Genomic DNA, 16,624 nt, shown 5'->3' on the forward strand with positions numbered 1-16,624 from the left:
GGTGGTCAGGCGGCTGTCCTGGCGCGTCGGCACGGTCGCCGCGGTCCGCGACGAGACGCCCACCGCGCGGACGCTCGTGCTCGACGTACCGGACTGGCCGGGGCACCTGGCCGGTCAGCACCTCGACGTACGGCTGACCGCGCCGGACGGGTACTCCACCGAGCGGTCGTACTCGATCGCGTCGGCGACCGCCGAGGGGCGCGTCGAGATCACCGTGCAGGTGGTGGACGACGGCGAGGTGTCGCCGTACCTGGCGCAGGTGCTCTCGGTGGGCGACCCGCTGGAGCTGCGCGGGCCGGTCGGCGGGTACTTCGTCTGGCGTCCGACCGAGACCCAGCCGGTGCAGCTGATCGCCGGCGGGTCGGGCATCGTGCCGCTGATGGCGATGGCCAGGGCGCGGGCGCAGGCGTCGTCCGACGCGCCGTTCAAGCTGCTGTACTCGGTGCGCAGCCCGGCCGAGGCGATCTACCCGGCCGAACTCGGCGAGCTCGGGGTGGAGGTCACCTACGCCTACACCCGGCGCACCCCGCCGGACTGGCCGCTGCCGCCGGGCCGGGTCGGCGCCGGCCTGCTCGCCGCGCACACCTGGACACCGGACGACAAACCGCGCGTCTACGTGTGCGGCCCGACGCCGTTCGTCGAGACCGTCGCGAACCTGCTCGTCGACGCGGGGCACGATCCGGCGTCGATCCGCACCGAACGATTCGGTCCTACCGGTCGATAAAGCCTCTCCGTTCCGGCTACGGTGCGTACCTACATCATCGACGGAGAGTGGTAATTTGCGCCCCTGATGAGCGCGACGCAAGAACTCACCCCCCGCACGTCCGCCCGGCCCGTCGAGGGAGAACCACGCCGCTGGTGGGGACGCCGTCCGGATCCGCTGGTCTCGATCGTCGTACTGGCGATCGCCGCGTTCGCGCTCGGCGGCATCGGGTCACCGCTGTGGGGCGGCAGTTCGCTCGTCGAGACCGGCCTGCTGTCGCGGGTCGCGCCCTACTCCGACGCCGAGCTGCTCGGCGTCGAGCGGGAGACGCTCGACCTGGGCGACACGGTCGACTCCGCGATCCCCAACGCCGCGCTCTTCGGCGACGCGATCCGGAGCGGCGAGTGGGCCGACTGGAACCCCTACGCGCTCGGCGGCGGGTCCCTCGGCGGCACCCCGAACGCCGGAATGTCGTCGCCGGTCGCGGTGCCGTTCTGGGTCCTGCCGGCCTGGCTGGCGCCGGCGTACATGCTGCTGCTGCAGATCCTCGTCGCGGTGGGCGGCAGCTACCTGTTCCTGCGGCGGCTGGAGCTGGGGAAGCCGGCCGCGCTGCTCGGCGGGCTCGCGTTCGCCACCAGCGCGTTCCTGATCGCCTGGGTGAACTGGCCGCAGAGCAGGGTCGCCGCGTTCGTCCCGGCGCTGTTCTGGGCGCTGGAGTGCGTCGTGCGGGACCGCCGGCTGCGGAACGTGGCGCTGGTCGCGCTCACCGGTGCGGCGATGTGGCTGGGTGGGTTCCCCGCCGTCACCCTGTACGCGCTCGTCACCGGGGCCGCCTACGTGCTCGTCCGGTCGGCCGCCGAGCACGGCTGGACCCGGCGCACGGTCGGGGTGTGGCTGCGGGCACTGGCCGGGGTCGGCACCGGCGTCGCGCTGGTCGCGGTCCAGCTCCTGCCCTGGCTGTCGGTGATGTCCACGGTGCTGGTGCGCGGCCGGGAGCAGACGCCCGACCAGCACATCCCCCTTCAGGTGCTGCTGACGTCGATCGCGCCGTACGTGTTCGGCACGGCGCAGCCGCCCGAGGGCCCGTACTGGTACGAGACGCGGATCTTCCTGGAGGAGGTCGCGTACGTCGGTGCCGGCGTCGCGGTGCTGCTGATCGCCGCGGTCGCGTTGTTCCGCCGGGCGCGGGTGGCGCTGCCACGGGGAACCTGGTGGTTCTTCGTGGCCGCCACCGCGGTCTGGGGCGGGATCATCTTCGTCGGCGGGCCGCCGCTGGCGCTGCTGCAGAAGCTGCCGTACCTGTTCAGCGACAACGCGGTCGAGCGGGCCCGCAGCGTCCTCGGGTTCGGCGTCGCGGTGCTCGCGGCGGTGGGGTTCCAGCTGCTGCTCGACCGCCCCCGCGACCACCGCCCGCTGCACGACGGGCGTCGCGCGTGGTGGGGTATCGCGGTCTGGTCGGGCGTCGCCGCGGCCGGTGTCGCGCTGTACGTGTCGGCGCGGCGGTTCGCGCTGGTGCACGACGCCGACGGGGGGTTCCCGGGCGGCGGGCCGCACCTCGGGTGGCTCAACCGGGAACTGGCGATCGGCGTGATGTTCGTGTGCGTCGCGCTGGGCGCCGCGTGCTGGCTCTGGTTCGTGCCCGGGCACCGCGCGCTGCGTCCGGCGGCCGCCGGGCTGATCCCGCTCGTGGTCGCCGCGCAGGCGCTGCTCTGGGTGCACAACTACTGGCCGCGGACGCCGGTGGAGAACTTCTACCCGGTCACCGACACCCACCGGTACCTGGAGGCCAACCTCGGGCACGAGCGGTTCTGGGGTTCCACCGGCGCCGTGCTCGGCGGCATCCACCAGCTCCACCGGCTGCGTGGGCTGCAGGGCCACTCGTTCGTCGAGGCCCGGTTCGCCGAGCTGCTCGAGGCGCTGCCCGGCGACCAGTTCAGCCCGCCGCCGAAACCGGCGACGTTCCTGTGGCCGCAGCCGCTCAACGACGGCACGTCACCGACGAGCCCGGTGCTCGACCGGCTCGCGGTCGCCGGGTACGTCACGCCGCCGACGCAGGTGCCGTACGGCGTCGAGACGGAGGACGCGGGGGACGCCTCGACGTACACGCTGGCGCCGGGCCGCCCGGTGACCGTCCCGGTGCCGGTCACCGGGCCGATCCGGGGCATCGGGGTGACGCCGGTGGCCGACGACGTCGAGGAGACGTGGGCGCTGCGGGTCGGCGTCGTCCTGACGGACCCGAGCGGGCGTACGGTGGCCGCGTCCGAACGCGTCGACCGCGCGATCGCGGCCGGCCGGCCGTTCTACGTCCCGCTGGCCGCCGAGGACGTGCCGGCCGGCACCCGCCTCACGGCCGAGATCTCGGTGCGTGGCGACGCGTCGTTGGTCGTGGCCGGGCGGTCCGGTGCGCCGGCGCTGTCGACGGTGGCGCGCACCGACGACGGGCTGAAGCTGGTGCGTGACGGCGACGCGATCATCTATCAGCGCACCACCGCGTTGCCGCGGGCGCGGTGGGCGTCGAGCGCGGTGGTGGAGGGCTCGTCCGAGCGGCGGCTCGCCCTGCTCGCGGACGGGGCGCCGGCGGCCGACACCGTGGTGCTCGACGCGCCGGGTGGCGCCACCGACGGCAAGCCGGCCACGGTGCGGTGGGTCGACGACGGCTTCGACGAGATGCGGCTGGACGTGGACGCCGACGGCGCCGGGTACCTGGTGCTCGCGGACGCGATCCAGTCGACCTGGCGGGTGACCGTCGACGGTCGCCCGGCCGCGCTGGTCCGCGCGGATCACGGGCTCGCGGCGGTGCACGTCCCGGCGGGGACGCACACGGTCGACTTCTCGTACGCCCCGAAGCACGCCGACCTCGGCGCCCGGATCAGCGTCGGCGCGGCGATCCTGCTGGTCGCCGCGGTCACCGGCGAGTGGTGGTACCTACTCCGCCGGCGTGCGGACCGCGCTGAAGGTCGTGTGCCGGCGCAGGACAAAACCTAGCTTCTCGTAGAGCGCGATCGCGCCGGTGTTCGTCGCGGCGGCGTGCAGGAACGGCACCTCGCCGCGGGCCCGGATGCCGGCCGCGACGGCGAGCACGAGCCGGGTGCCCAGCCCCTGCCCCCGGTGGGCCGGGTCGGTGCACACCGCGCTGATCTCGGTGTGACCCGGAGGGTGCATCCGCTCACCCGCCATCGCGACCAGCGCGCCGCCGCGGCGGATCCCGAGGTACGTGCCGAGCTCGATCGTGCGCCGCTCGAACGGGCCGGGCCGGGTCCGCGCGACCAGGTCGAGCATCTCCGGCACGTCGGCCGCGGTCAGCCGGATCGCTTCCGGGTCGGTGCGCGCGTCCACCGTGGCGTCGACCATCTGCACGCCCGGCCCCGACCACTCGATGCGGAACGTGTCCGGCGGCGTGAGGTCCACGCCCGCCAGCGACCACACCGCGTCCGGGCCCGCCAGCGCGATCACGTCGTCCCACGCCCGGGCGTCGGCGTCGGGTGCGAGCACACCGAACGGGGAGACGTCGGGCTGGTAACGGGCGGCGCGCCCGTGGAGCTGGGCCAGGTGCCGGTGCGCGCCGGTGAGCGAGGCCCAGCCCGGGTGGTCGAGCGGATGCGGTTCGACCGGAGTCCCCGCCGGGTCCTGAACGATGGTCACCGGACGAGCCTACGAGCACCCGCGCCGACCTCCCGCGTGGCTTCGGTCACCGGCGCGGAGCCAGGCCGAGGTGGTCGCGCAGCGTGGTGCCCTCGTACTCGGTGCGGAAGACGCCCCGCTCCTGCAGCAGTGGCACGACCGTGTCGGCGAACTCGTCCAACCCGCCCGGCGTGATGTGCGGAACGAGGATGAACCCGTCGCTGGCGTCCTCCTGCACGAGCGTGTTGATCTGCTCGGCGACCGTCGACGCCGACCCGATGAAGTTCTGCCGCCCGGTCACCTCGATCACGACCTCGCGCAGCGACAGCTTCTTCGCCGCCGCGAGCTCGCGCCACTGCCGCGCGACCGCGAGCGGGTCCCGGAACATCCGGACGCTGGCCCGGCCGGCGGCGATGTGCGAGTCGCCGACCACCGGGTCGACGTCGGGCAGCGGGCCGTCCGGGTCGTAGCCGGAGAGGTCCCGGTTCCAGAGCTGTTCGGCGAACTTGATCGCGGTCTGGCCGCTCACCTGCTGGCGGCGGATCACCGCGGCCTTCTCCTGCGCGTCGGCGTCGGTGTCACCCAGGGTGAAGGTCGCGGCGGGCAGGATCACCAGTTGGTCCGGTGTGCGCCCGTACTTGGCCAGCCGGCCCTTCACGTCGGCGTAGAACGCCTGGCCCTCGGCCAGCGTGCCGTACCGGCTGAAGATCGCGTCGGCGGTGGCGGCGGCGAACTCGCGCCCCTCGTCGGAATCGCCGGCCTGGAGGATCACCGGACGGCCCTGGGGTGAACGCGGGACGTTGAACCGGCCGTGGATGTCGAACTGCGGGCCCTGGTGGCGGAACGTGCCGGCCGCGGGGTCGCGCAGGAACGTGCCGGCGGACTTGTCGGCGACGATCTCGTCGCCACGCCAGGAGTCGAACAGTTCGGCGGCGGTGGCGAGGAACTCCTTGGCTCGCGAGTACCGGTCCTCCTGCGCGAGGAACCCGCCGCGCCGGAAGTTCTCCCCGGTGAACGCGTCCCACGAGGTGACGACGTTCCACCCGGCCCGGCCGGCCGACAGGTGGTCGAGCGACGCGAACTGGCGCGCGACCTCGTACGGCTCGTTGAACGTGGAGTTGATCGTGCCGGTCAGGCCGAGCCGCTCGGTGACCGCGGCCAGCGCCGCGAGCACGGTGAACGTGTCGGGGCGGCCGACGACGTCGAGGTCGTAGATCCGGCCGCCCTGCTCGCGCAGCCGCAGGCCCTCGGCGAGGAAGAAGAAGTCGAACTTCGCCCGTTCCGCGGTCTGCGCCAGGTGGACGAACGAGTCGAACTCGATGTGGCTGCCTGCCGCCGGGTCGCTCCAGACCGTGGTGTTGTTGACGCCGGGGAAGTGGGCGGCCAGGTGGATCTTCTTCATGAGGTGGTCCTCGCGTACCGGTTGGCGGGACGGGACAGACCGAGCCGGCCCCGGAGCGTGTTCGCCTCGTAGGCGCGGCGGAACGCGCCCCGCTGCTGCAGTTCGGGAACCAGGCCGCGGGTGATCGCTTCCAGGTCGGTCGGGAGCACGCCGGGGCGGAGCCGGAACCCGGTCACCCCGGCGGCCTGCCACTCGAGCAGCAGGTCGGCGAGCTCGGACGGCGTGCCGGTGAAGATCAGCGCGTCGGACTCGTACTCCTCGCCGGCCCGCTCGTCGAGGCGGGCCTTGCGGTCGGAGTTCCCGAGGAACACCACGAGGTCGGCGAAGACGTGCACGGTCTCGGCGGCGCGCCCGGCGGCCTCCTGCTCGGCGCGGACCTCGGCGAGGATCGTTCGCGCCTCCTCGGCGTCGTGCGGCGTCACGTAGACGACGTCGCTGGTGCGCGCGGAGAGGCGGTAGGGGATCGTCGCGTGCGCGAGTGCGGTGACCAGCGGCTGGCCCTGCGGTGGCCGCGGCGTGATCGACGGGCCCTTGACGTCGAAGAACCGGCCTTCGAAGTTGATGTAGTGCAGTTTGTCGCGGTCGACGAAGCGGCCGGTCGCCGCGTCGCGGATCTCGGCGTCGTCCTCCCAGGAGTCCCAGAGGCGGCGGAGCACCTCGACGTAGTCGGCGGCTTCGTCGAACAGGTCGGTGAGCAGCGCCGGGGCCGCACCCGCGCGCAGGTCGTCGACGCTCAGCCGGGGGATCGTGCGGCGGCCGAAGTGGGCGGCCTCGTGGGCGCGTGGGGAGACCTGCACGCGGACGCCGGCCCGGCCCTTGCTGACGTAGTCGAGCGTCGCGATGGCCTTGGAGAGGTGGAAGGGTTCGGTGTGGGTGACGGTGGCGGTGGGCACCAGCCCGACGTTCGTGGTGCGTGGGGCCACCCGTGACGCGATCAGCACCGCGTCGAGGCGGCCGCGGACCTGGTCGACCCGGTCGTCCTGGCGGTCGAACTCGGTGGTCTGCAGACCGACCGCGTCTTCGATCGTCAGGAAGTCGAGCAGGCCGGCGTCGGCCTCGGTGGCCAGATCGACCCAGTAGCCGGCGGAGAGTAGATCGGCCGGGCGAGCCTCCGGCTCCCGCCAGGCCGCCGGGTGCCACCCGGCGCCGTCGAACGCGACCGCAAGATGTAAGGGCGCAGACACGTTTCCGACCATAACCCGCTCCGACGCCGATCGTCTAATCCCTATCGGACAACTATGTTTTGAAGCTGGGTTATTTCGACGCGCCGGGGATATCCGTCCCACATGGTCGGTTCTAGGGTGGAATGAGAGGCGATGAGCGACAAGACCCGATTCACCGAGCGCGGCGTCGAGGAAGACCTCTCCGGGCCGGAGATCATGGCGACGTTCACCTGGGAGAACACGCCGGAACTCCTTCATGTGGGGCTGACCGACCTGTACTCCGGCGGTATGCAGGGCGGGAAAGTGGCGACCGTGTCGACGGTGTGGCTGCCGGCGAACCGGGCGATGGGTGACGGCATCGCCGAGTACGAGACGCTCGTCAGCGGCCTGGCCGAACACCACGACGACTTCGGCGGGATCGAGCGCTGGAAATCCCGGGCCGAGGCCGAGGCCGGGCACCGGTCGGTGGTGGAGGCCACCCGGGACCGGCTGATGGACGCCCACTCCTACACCGAGATCCACGTCGTCGACCGCGACCACAAGTACCGGACGGACGGCCCGGAGTTCAACGCGTGACGTCCGGCACCAGGACGACCTTTCCGGTGACCGTGCCCGACTCGGCCAGGCGGAGTGCGTCGGACGCCTCGGTGAGCGGCACCCTGGCCGCGACCTGTGCGGTGATCGCTCCGTCGGCGAGCAGGCGGAACACCTGGGTGAGGTCCTCGCGGAGGCGGGCCCGGAACGCGGCGCGGCGACGGAGCCCGCTCCAGATGTTGTAGAACATCGCGCGGTGCCCGTTCGGCAGCACGTTCCACCAGGCCAACCGCGCGAACAGGCGCAGTACCGGCAGCTGGGAGTTGCCGGGCTCGTTCTTGGTCGAGGCGGTGCCGTACGCGATGAGCGCTCCACCCTTCGCGAGCAGCCGGTACGAGTCGCGCACGCTCGCGCCGCCGACGTGGTCGAACACCGCGTCGACGCCGTCCGGCGCGAGCTCCCGGACCCGGGCCGGGACGTCCGAGCGGTAGTCGATCGGCTCGGCGCCCAGTGCGCGCACCGCGTCGTGGTTGCGCGCCGACGCCGTGCCCAGCACCCGGATCCCGGCGTGCCGGGCCAGCTGCACGAGCGTCGAGCCGACCCCGCCGTTCGCGCCGTGCACGAGGATCGTGCCGCCGGGGCGGACCCTCGCGTGCCGGTGCAGCATCTGCCAGGCGGTGATGCCGTTGACGACGACGGTCTCGGCGGCGGCCGCGTCGACCGAGTCCGGGACCGCCACCAGGTCGTCCTGGTCGACGATCGCGTCGCTGGCCCAGCCGCCGGTCTTGGTCAGCGCGGCGAACCGCCGGCCACGCAGCGCGGGGTCGACGCCGGGGCCGGTGGCGGTCACGGTGCCGACCAGGTCGTAACCGGGGACGAACGGGAACGCCGGCTGGTCGTAGTACTTGCCGCGGCGCATCTGCTGCTCGGCGAACGAGACGCCGCTCGCCTCGACGCCGAGGCGCACCTGGCCCGGGCCCGGCTCGGGGAGCGGGCGGCTGGCGACGACGAGGCCCTCCGGCTCGACGATGCCGGGAAGGACGATTTCGGTCATCATGTCGGTCTCCTTGTAAGAGTGGTTGATCACTCACCCTGGCGAGAGTGATTGAACACTCACACCTGAATGTTGTCAACCGCTGGCTGCCGATCCGCTCCGCCCGCGAGGATGAAATCCGGCGCCCGGGAGGAAACATGACGAACGCTGTAGTCGAGGTCGAGCCGCTCGAGGTCGGGTTGGACCCCACCCGCCTCGCCCGGATCGACCGGCACTTCGCCCGCTACGTCGACGACGGCCGCCTGCCGGGCTGGTCGGTGCTGGTCAGCCGCCACGGCCGGGTGGCGCACACCGGCACCTACGGCCTCCGTGACGTCGAAGCCGGGCGACCGGTCACCGACGACACGCTGTTCCGCATCTACTCGATGACCAAGCCGATCACGTCGGTGGCCGCGCTGATGCTCTACGAGGAGGGCGCGTTCGAGCTGACCGACCCGGTCAGCCGGTACCTCCCGGCGTTCGCCGAGCAGCGTGTCCTCGTCGGCGGCACCGCCGCGAAGCCGGTCACGGTGCCGGCGATCGAGCCGGTACGCATCTGGCACCTGCTCACCCACACCGCCGGGCTCACCTACGGCTTCCACCACGTCGACGTGCTCGACGAGATCTACCGCGCGAACGGGTTCGAGTGGGGCACGCCGCGAGGCCTCGACCTGGGCACCTGTGTCGACGCCTGGGCCGGCCTGCCGCTGGCGTTCCAGCCCGGCAGCGAGTGGAACTACTCGGTGGCCACGGACGTCGTCGGGCGTCTGGTCGAGGTGGTGTCGGGGCAGTCGCTCGACACGTTCTTCGCCGAACGCATCCTCGGCCCGCTGGGCATGACCGACACCGCGTTCTCCGTGCCCGAACCCGAGGCCGACCGCCTGGCCGCGCTCTACACGCCGTCACCGGAGGCCGGGCTGGTACGCAGCGACGTGATGGGGCGGGCGGCGCTGCACCCGCCGCGCTTCCTCTCCGGCGGCGGCGGCCTCGTCTCCACCCGGCACGACTACCACCGCTTCGCGCAGATGCTGCTCCGGCGCGGCGAGCTCGACGGCGTCCGCCTGCTGGGCGACCGCACGGTGCGCTTCCTGAGCGCGAACCACCTGCCCGGCGGCGCCGACCTCGAGCGGTTCGGCCGCCCGCTCTTCGCCGAGACGCCGTTCCGCGGCGTCGGGTTCGGGCTCGGCGTCTCCGTGCTCCTCGACCCGGTGGCCAGCGGCACGCTCGGCAGTGCGGGCGAGTTCGGCTGGGGCGGCGCGGCCAGCACCGCGTTCTGGGTCGACCCGGCCGAGGACCTGGTCGTCGTGTTCCTCACCCAGCTGCTGCCCTCGAGCACCTACCCGATCCGCAGCCAGCTCCGCCAGCTCGTCTACTCGGCGCTGGTGGACCGGTAGCTCTCCGGACCGCCGGGCGGGCGCCACCGCGCCCGCCCGGTGCCCGCCGCCACCCCCAGCGGCACGACCAGCGCGGCCGCCACCGCGAAGACCGCGCCGTACTCACCCCGGCCGGCCGGCCCGGCGGCCAGCAGCGCCGCCACCGCGCTCCCGGAGAACAGCGCGCCGGCGAAGAGCGACACCACGGTGGCACGCACGGCGGGCAGCACCTCGGTGACCCAGGTCTGCAGCGTCGAGTGCAGCCACGCCCAGGCCAGGCCGAGCAGCAGCGCGACCACGATCGCGGCCACCGGCGTCTGCGTCACCGCCACCAGGACACAGCCGACGAACGCCGCGACCGCCCCGAGCGAGGGCAGCTGCCACCGGCCCAACCGCCGCGACAGGCTCCCCGCCACCCGGGCGAACACCAGCATGCCGAGCCCGTAGAACGCCGTCACCGACCCCGACAGCGCCGCCCCCGTCCCGGCCGCTTCCACCGCGGCCGGCAGCAATGTCAGCACGCCGAGCAGCACGACGCCGTCGCCGAACGCCAGCAGCAGCACCAGCAGCGCCCACCGCGACCGGGCGACCTGGCCGAGGGCCGCGCCCAGCCGCTGGCCCTGCCGGTTGCGCGGCGTCGGGGTCAGCCCGCGCAACGCCAGCACCAGGAGGAACGCGAACACCGAGGTGATCAGGAACGTCACCCGCCAGCTCGCGAGCTGGGCGACGATACCCGCCCCGGACGCCCCCAGCGCCGTCCCGATCGCGCTGCCCGACATCAGATTGGTGATCTCGCGCTGCCGGTCGGCCGGCGGCACCGTGTCGCCGAGGTACACCAGCCCGGCGGGGATACCGGCGCTGAACGTGCCGCCCGCGACGCCCCGCGCCAGCGCCAGCGACACCGGGCCGGCCACCAGCGCGGACACCGCCGTCGCCAGGCCGGCGATCAGTAACGCGAACCGCATCGTCCGGACCAGCCCGACCCGGTCGGAGATCAGCCCCCAGACCGGCTGCATGAGCCCGTAGGCCAGGAAGTAGACGCTCGCGGCCTGGACGATGCGCGCCAGCGGCACGTCGAGATCACGGGCGATCGCGATCAGCATCGGCGGCATCGCGAACCGGTCGAGCGTGCTGACGAGTGCGGTGGCCTGGAGCAGACGCCGGTCCCTGGTGACGCGGGGAATTCCGACTCCGAGCACGATCAGTACGTTACCCGCACGGAGATCGCGCGGATGAATACCGCTCTCAGCATTCAGCGAGTGCGATTTCCCGGTGATTGTTCGCGGCGGCGGGGTCGAGTTCGGTGCTCGCCAAATAGGTGCGGCGGGTGGCGTCGGCCAGCGTGCGGTACCGCTCGTCGTCCGCGGCCGCGGCGGCGCTGAGTTCCCCGGCCGTGCGTAGCTCCGCGCTGTCCTGGTTCAGCACACCGTCGGCGGTGAACGCCGGGAGGTCGGCGAGGATGCGGCAGGCTGCGGCCGCGTCACCGGCCGGACCGGTTGGTCCGGCCGCGTCGCGGGACGGATCGCTGCTGACCAGGGAACTTCCGAGCCAGACGCTGCCGACGACGAGTGCTCCGCAGAGGAGGCCGAGCAGCGCGGCGAGGGAGGGGCGGCGTCGGCGCGGGGGCGCGGGCGCCGGCGGCCAGCTGATCGGTGGGGGAGGCGACCACGTCTCGGTGGGGGCGTGATCGATCGTGTCGAGGCCCATCGCCGTCCTCCCCTCGTCGATTGGTCATGCGTTGCTCAGAATAGGAATTCAGTACGGCTGAGCGCGCTATTCGGTTCGTTACTTAAGCTTCCTTTAATGCACTGCGACGCCGTGTTGAATAAGGTTCAAAACGCCATTCAAGGAGGTTCCGGGGGCAGCCCGGCCGGGCCGCCCCCGGGTGGTCAGCCGTTGCGCTCGTCGCGCCAGGCGACCCATTCGCGCAGCGCGGACAGGTCGTAGTCCGGGCCGCTGACGCCGATCGTGAAGAGCCGGACGCCCAGGTCGTAGAGCGTGTCGCCGGAGTCGGCCGGCTTGCCCTGCGCGGCCGTGGAGATCTCGATCTCGGCCGGGTCGCGCCCCACGTCGGCGCAGTGCTGGGCCAGAATGCCGATCTTGCGCTCGATCGTCGGGACGTCGCCGAAGCTGTGCCAGATGTCGGCGTGCTCGGCGACCAGGCGCAGCGTCTTCTTCTCGCCGCCGCCGCCGATCAGCGTCGGGATGTCCCGGGTCGGCGGCGGGTTCACCTTGCCCAGGCGCGACTCGATGCGCGGCAGCGCCTGGGCCAGGTCGGCCAGGCGTCCGCCCGGGGTGCCGAAGTCGTAGCCGTACTCGTCGTAGTCACGCTCGAACCAGCCCGCGCCGAGGCCCAGGATGAGGCGGCCGCCGCTGATGTGGTCGACGGTGCGCGCCATGTCGGCGAGCAGCTCCGGGTTGCGGTAGCTGTTGCAGGTGACCAGGGCGCCGATCTCCGCGCGCGAGGTCTGCTCGGCCCAGGCGGCGAGGATCGTCCAGCACTCGAAGTGCTCGCCGTCGGGCTCGCCGTAGAGCGGGAAGAAGTGGTCCCAGTTGAACAGGATGTCGGCGCCGATCTCCTCCGCCTCGGCGGCGGCCCGGCGAATGGACTGGTAGTCGGCGTGCTGGGGCTGGAGCTGCACCCCGACGCGAATTGCTCTGGAGGTCATGTTCCGAGCCTAAAATCGATCCCCGCTGTCCGCCTCAGGGCGCGCTGGAGACGATTGCCGTACGCAACGGATCACGCCGTTGGCGACGACGGATGAGCAGCCACACAATCCACCCGGCCGTGATGATGAAACCGAGGCTGACGATCCGGTAGAGCACCACCGCCGCGATCGCCGTGCTGGTCGCCAGCCCACCGGCGACCAGGCCGACGATCAGCGCACCGTCGACGACGCCGAGGTTGCCCGGCACCAGCGGGATGCTGGCCGCGGCCATGCCGGCGCAGTACGCCAGCACCAGCGCGACCGCGGTGATGTGCGGCGCCCCCACCGCACGGCAGCACAGCAACAGGCACAGCGCGTCGAGCAGCCAGTTCGCCAGTGCGAAGTACGACGCGACCGCGAGGTCGAACGGCCGGATGCGTACCGACGTGAGCTCATGGGCCATCGCGACCAGGCGCCCGCTCCGACCGGCGGGGCGGTGCCGGACGCGGTCGACGACCGACTCGATCGCGCCGGCCACCGTCGTCAGCCACTGCGGGTGCCGCGCCATCGCCCGCACCACGATCGCCAGGGCCAGCCCGACCACCAGGTACGTCACCAGCGTGGACACGCCGCCGCCGCTCCCGGCCAGCAGCGCGCCCGCGGCGCCGATCAACACCAGCGCGACGCTCGAGAGCACGCCGCTCAGCGCGATGCACCAGGAGGCGGCGGCGGCCGAGGCGCCGTACCGCCGCATCTGCTGGAAGTTGTAGCGGGTCGAGAACAGGGGGCCGCCGGGCAGGCTGACCGAGAGCGAGTGGGCGGCGAACGCCAGCGCCACGTGCCGCCCGAGATGCACGGTGGTGCCGGCCGAGCGGAGCAGCCGGCGCTGCATCCGGGCGTAACCACCCATCGAGACGAGCTCGGCGACGACGGCGAGCGCGACCCACCCCCAGTGCGGGGTGTGCAGCTCGTCGAAGGCCGCGGTCAGCGACGACCAGCCGACGACCGCCTCGACGACCAGGATCACCGCGACGACGACGATCGGGACGGTGCGCCGCGCGGTCTCCGCCCTGGCCGGTGCCGTCGGACTGTTCATCGGACCGGCTCCCTTCGGGCGGCTGTTCCGACTTTCTACGTTAATCGCCCATTTTCCTGAGGTGGTTTCCGGGGAGGCTTCGCTTTTCTCAACGTGTGTTGATTTCTCCGGGACGGGAGCTTACCGTCAGGGCGACTCGAAAATCCACAGCTGTTGAATTAGACGAGGAGGAGCGGTCATGGAGACCGTTCGAAACCGCCCGGCCGGGCTCGAGGCAACCGGCATCGTGCTCGGGCTGGCGCTGGTCGTCGGCCTGATGCTGGTGGCGTTCGGGCTGCCCGCGGTGAACGGGGGTCCGCACGACGTCCCGATCGGCGTCGTCGCCCCACCGGCCGACGCCACAGCCGTCGAGCAGGCGCTGGGCTCGGACGCGTTCGCTCCCCGCCGGTACGCCGACGAGCGCGAGCTCCGGGCCGCGATCGCCGACCGGGACGTCTACGGCGGGTTCGTGCTCGGCCCCGGCGGGGTCACGGTGCTCACCGCGAGCGCCGCCAGCCCGGCGGTCGCGCAGGGGCTCAGCGGTGTCGGCACCACGCTGGCCGGCCACGCCGGGGCCACCGCGCGCGTCGTCGACGTCCGCCCGCTCCCCGCCGACGACGCGCGCGGCGCCGGGCTCGCCGCCGTCGGGCTGCCGCTCGTGCTCGGAGGGATCCTGCCGGCGCTGGTGCTCACCCGCCGTTTCCCCGCCCGCCCGTGGGTGCGGGTCGGGGCGGCGCTGGCGTTCGCCCTCGTCGAAGGCGTGCTCGTCGCGTCGGTGCTGACCTGGTGGTTCGGGTCGGTCGACGCGAACTTCGCCCCGGTCGCGCTCGGCCTGGCGTTCGGCATGGCCGCGGTGTCACTGACCGTGCTGGGCTTGGAGGCGCTGCTCGGCGTCGCCGGGTTCGGCCTCGGGGCGGCGCTGTTCGTGCTGCTCGGCAACCCGCTGTCCGGGCTCGCGTCCGGGCCGGAGTTCCTGCCGTCCGGGTGGAGCACGCTCGGTCAGCTGCTGCCGCCGGGAGCCAGCGCCACGCTGCTGCGCGGCAACGCCTACTTCGACGGCGCCGGCACCGCCACCGCGTCGACGGTGCTGACGTGCTGGGTGGCGGCCGCTCTCCTGCTCAACGTGGTGGCGTCGCGGCGTACCGTCGCACCGCCCGCCGTTTCGGAGCCGGTCACCGCGTAGGGGCGTCGGTTCTGAACGGCGGGTCGTGGGGCTGCGGCAACGGAGCGTATGTTTCGACGATGGGCGAGTCGGGTGGCGGGGGCAGTCGGCCGGTTTCGCCGGGTTCGCCGGGTTCGCCGGGTTCGCCGGGTTCGCTGGGTTCGCTGGGTTCGCTGGGCTCGCTGGGCTCGCCGGGTGGCGGGGGAGGCCGGCGGCGGGGAAGGCGGCCGGGTTCGCCGAACACCCGGGAGGCCGTGCTGGCCGCCGCCCGAACGGCGTTCGCCACGCACGGCTACGGCAAAGCGACGATCCGCTCGATCGCCCGCGAGGCCGGGGTCGACCCGTCCCTGGTCATCCAGTTCTTCACCAGCAAGGAAGACCTCTTCCGGGCGAGCCTCGAGCTGATCATCGGCCCACCCGACCAGGTGGCCGCGACCGTCGCCGCGGCGGAGGGCACGCTCGGGGCACGCATGGCCACGTTCTATTTCGGCCTCTGGGAGCGCCCGGAGACGCGCCCCGCCCTCACCGCGATGGCCCTGAGCGCGGCCTCCGAGCCGGAAGCACGCAACGCCGTGCGCGACCTGATGGGGCGCCACTTCATCGGACCGATCGGCGAACACGTCGGCGCCGAACACGCCGCCCGCAGAGTGCCGTTGGCCGCGACGCAGCTGCTCGGGATGGCGTTCCTGCGCTACGTGGTGCCGACCGACCCGATGGCGAGCATGCCGGTGGGGGACGTGGTGCGTCTGGTCGCTCCGGTGATCGACCGCTATCTCACCGAGGATCTGGACGAGCACCTCACCGCTGCGCTCCGCCCTTTCGACGCGACACCACCGACGTAGCCCACGCGATGGCGCTGAAGTAGCCTTCGCCGCTTGCTCAGCGGACGCCGCGCCGCGCGTGCGTGAGTCGTGCCGCGTGCATGATCTGGGGCCGTGTCGTTTATGTGTGCCGCGCCGCGTGCGTGATCCGGCCGTGCCGTTTACGTGTGCCACACCGTTTTTCGTATGCCGCGCCGTGCCGCGTGCGTGTGCCGCGCCCTGCCGCGCGCCGTGCCGCTTGCGTGGGCCTTCGCCGTGCCGCTTGCGCGACTGGTGCCGTGCCGCCTGCGTGGACCGACTTGATGACCTGGGCTGCCGTGATTCTGGTCTGCGCCACATTGCGCACCGCATCGGCCCCTGCGTCCGGGGAGCCACTCGGCGCCGCTTGCGTGTGCCACGCCGTGCCGCCGACGTTCAGCCGTCCGCCGCGCAGCCGCCGCAATCCCGTCGCGGCGGACGTAGCTCGCCCCACGCAGCTGCCGTAACCAGTGCCATAAAGTCGAAGCAGCCCGCGCCGCCGGCCCCAGCTGTGGCGCGCCACCGGCACGCCGATCGCCTACGTGCTGTGCTGGCGCGCCCGCGCTGACGCGCCCCGGTCCCCACGCGTGGGGCCTCCCACGTGCTGCCCCGGGCGCCACCCACGCGCACTGCTCCCACCCGTGCCGGTTCCGCGCGGGTCGGTTCCGGGCGTGCCGGTTCGCGCGGGTCGGTTCTACGCGGGTCGGTTCTACGCGGGTCGGGCCCACCCGGATCGGTCCCACGCGAACCGATTTCGCCTCGTGCAGGCGTTGCCCGTGCAGGCCTTGCCCGTGCAGGCCTTGCCCGTGCCGACTCAGCGGGCGCCAACCTCATGCGCGACGTTCCCACCCGTGCCGATCTGGCGCACGCCGATCCGCCAGCTCTGGCGCTGCCCGCGTTGGCTCCAGCCTCGCTACCCCCTCGCGGGCCGATCCCGCCCGGGCCGACCTGTGCACACCCCCCTCACGAGCGTCCGCTTCACCGTGCCCCTCCTACGCAATCCGCTCCGTCAGCGCCAGCCCTGCCCGCGTTGCTCCCACGCGTTGCTCCCACGCGCTGACTCCACGCGCA

14 protein-coding genes are annotated in these 16,624 nt (G+C 72.8%); 6 read left to right on the forward strand and 8 right to left on the reverse strand.

From position 1 onward, the window contains the following. Position 1: 1 nt before the first annotated feature. Positions 2 to 724 (forward strand): ferredoxin reductase, encoded by a 723-nt coding sequence (locus ABD437_RS19060; protein WP_344650212.1) that lies wholly within the window; start codon positions 2 to 4, stop codon positions 722 to 724. A 66-nt stretch (positions 725 to 790) separates the two neighbouring features. After that, positions 791 to 3,688, forward strand: a complete 2,898-nt coding sequence (locus ABD437_RS19065) for a hypothetical protein (protein ID WP_344650213.1) — start codon at positions 791 to 793, stop codon at positions 3,686 to 3,688. Here the strand turns inward: ABD437_RS19065 and ABD437_RS19070 are convergent. From ABD437_RS19070 to ABD437_RS19080, 3 genes are read right to left on the reverse strand one after another with little or no spacing between them, the layout of a single operon-like run. Beyond that, complete coding sequence (locus tag ABD437_RS19070; protein ID WP_344650214.1) at positions 3,629 to 4,345, reverse strand: GNAT family N-acetyltransferase; 717 nt, start codon at positions 4,343 to 4,345, stop codon at positions 3,629 to 3,631. The genes ABD437_RS19065 and ABD437_RS19070 overlap by 60 nt on opposite strands. A 46-nt stretch (positions 4,346 to 4,391) precedes the next feature. Then, complete coding sequence (locus ABD437_RS19075) at positions 4,392 to 5,726, reverse strand: NtaA/DmoA family FMN-dependent monooxygenase (RefSeq protein WP_344650215.1); 1,335 nt, start codon at positions 5,724 to 5,726, stop codon at positions 4,392 to 4,394. After that, positions 5,723 to 6,922: an LLM class flavin-dependent oxidoreductase gene (locus tag ABD437_RS19080; RefSeq protein WP_344650216.1), complete on the reverse strand. Its 1,200-nt coding sequence runs from the start codon at positions 6,920 to 6,922 to the stop codon at positions 5,723 to 5,725. Before ABD437_RS19080 ends, ABD437_RS19075 begins: the two co-directional genes overlap by 4 nt. 120 nt (positions 6,923 to 7,042) lie before the next feature. Here ABD437_RS19080 and ABD437_RS19085 point away from each other — a divergent pair, with 120 nt between their 5' ends. Continuing rightward, positions 7,043 to 7,465 carry a hypothetical protein gene (locus ABD437_RS19085; RefSeq protein ID WP_344650217.1) on the forward strand — a complete coding sequence of 141 codons (423 nt, stop codon included), beginning with the start codon at positions 7,043 to 7,045 and terminating at the stop codon, positions 7,463 to 7,465. Here the strand turns inward: ABD437_RS19085 and ABD437_RS19090 are convergent. Next, positions 7,455 to 8,480 carry a medium chain dehydrogenase/reductase family protein gene (locus ABD437_RS19090; protein WP_344650218.1) on the reverse strand — a complete coding sequence of 342 codons (1,026 nt, stop codon included), beginning with the start codon at positions 8,478 to 8,480 and terminating at the stop codon, positions 7,455 to 7,457. The genes ABD437_RS19085 and ABD437_RS19090 overlap by 11 nt on opposite strands. Before the next feature lie 134 nt (positions 8,481 to 8,614). Between ABD437_RS19090 and ABD437_RS19095 the strand changes: the two genes are divergently transcribed. Further along, a complete protein-coding gene (locus ABD437_RS19095) occupies positions 8,615 to 9,850 on the forward strand; it encodes a serine hydrolase domain-containing protein (protein ID WP_344650219.1) in 1,236 nt (411 codons plus the stop codon). Here ABD437_RS19095 and ABD437_RS19100 read toward each other — a convergent pair. From ABD437_RS19100 to ABD437_RS19115, 4 genes are all read right to left on the reverse strand, one after another. After that, entirely contained in the window at positions 9,826 to 11,028 is a 1,203-nt protein-coding gene (locus ABD437_RS19100) for an MFS transporter (RefSeq protein ID WP_344650220.1), read from the reverse strand. The genes ABD437_RS19095 and ABD437_RS19100 overlap by 25 nt on opposite strands. Before the next feature lie 46 nt (positions 11,029 to 11,074). Continuing rightward, the gene (locus ABD437_RS19105) at positions 11,075 to 11,536 is read right to left on the reverse strand and encodes a hypothetical protein (RefSeq protein ID WP_344650221.1); all 462 of its coding nucleotides are present in this window, start codon (positions 11,534 to 11,536) and stop codon (positions 11,075 to 11,077) included. 182 nt (positions 11,537 to 11,718) lie between these two features. Then, positions 11,719 to 12,498: an LLM class F420-dependent oxidoreductase gene (locus ABD437_RS19110; protein WP_344650222.1), complete on the reverse strand. Its 780-nt coding sequence runs from the start codon at positions 12,496 to 12,498 to the stop codon at positions 11,719 to 11,721. A gap of 34 nt (positions 12,499 to 12,532) precedes the next feature. Further along, positions 12,533 to 13,573 (reverse strand): lysylphosphatidylglycerol synthase transmembrane domain-containing protein, encoded by a 1,041-nt coding sequence (locus ABD437_RS19115; RefSeq protein ID WP_344650223.1) that lies wholly within the window; start codon positions 13,571 to 13,573, stop codon positions 12,533 to 12,535. Between the two features lie 178 nt (positions 13,574 to 13,751). On the opposite strand from ABD437_RS19115, the gene ABD437_RS19120 reads away from it, so the two are divergent. Next, on the forward strand, positions 13,752 to 14,735 hold the full coding sequence (locus tag ABD437_RS19120) for a hypothetical protein (protein ID WP_344650224.1): 984 nt from the start codon (positions 13,752 to 13,754) through the stop codon (positions 14,733 to 14,735). Between the two features lie 59 nt (positions 14,736 to 14,794). Next, the gene (locus tag ABD437_RS19125) at positions 14,795 to 15,556 is read left to right on the forward strand and encodes a TetR/AcrR family transcriptional regulator (RefSeq protein ID WP_344650225.1); all 762 of its coding nucleotides are present in this window, start codon (positions 14,795 to 14,797) and stop codon (positions 15,554 to 15,556) included. The last annotated feature ends 1,068 nt before the right edge of the window (positions 15,557 to 16,624 follow it).

Source organism: Cryptosporangium japonicum, assembly GCF_039524755.1.
Taxonomy (GTDB): Bacteria; Actinomycetota; Actinomycetes; order Mycobacteriales; family Cryptosporangiaceae; genus Cryptosporangium; species Cryptosporangium japonicum.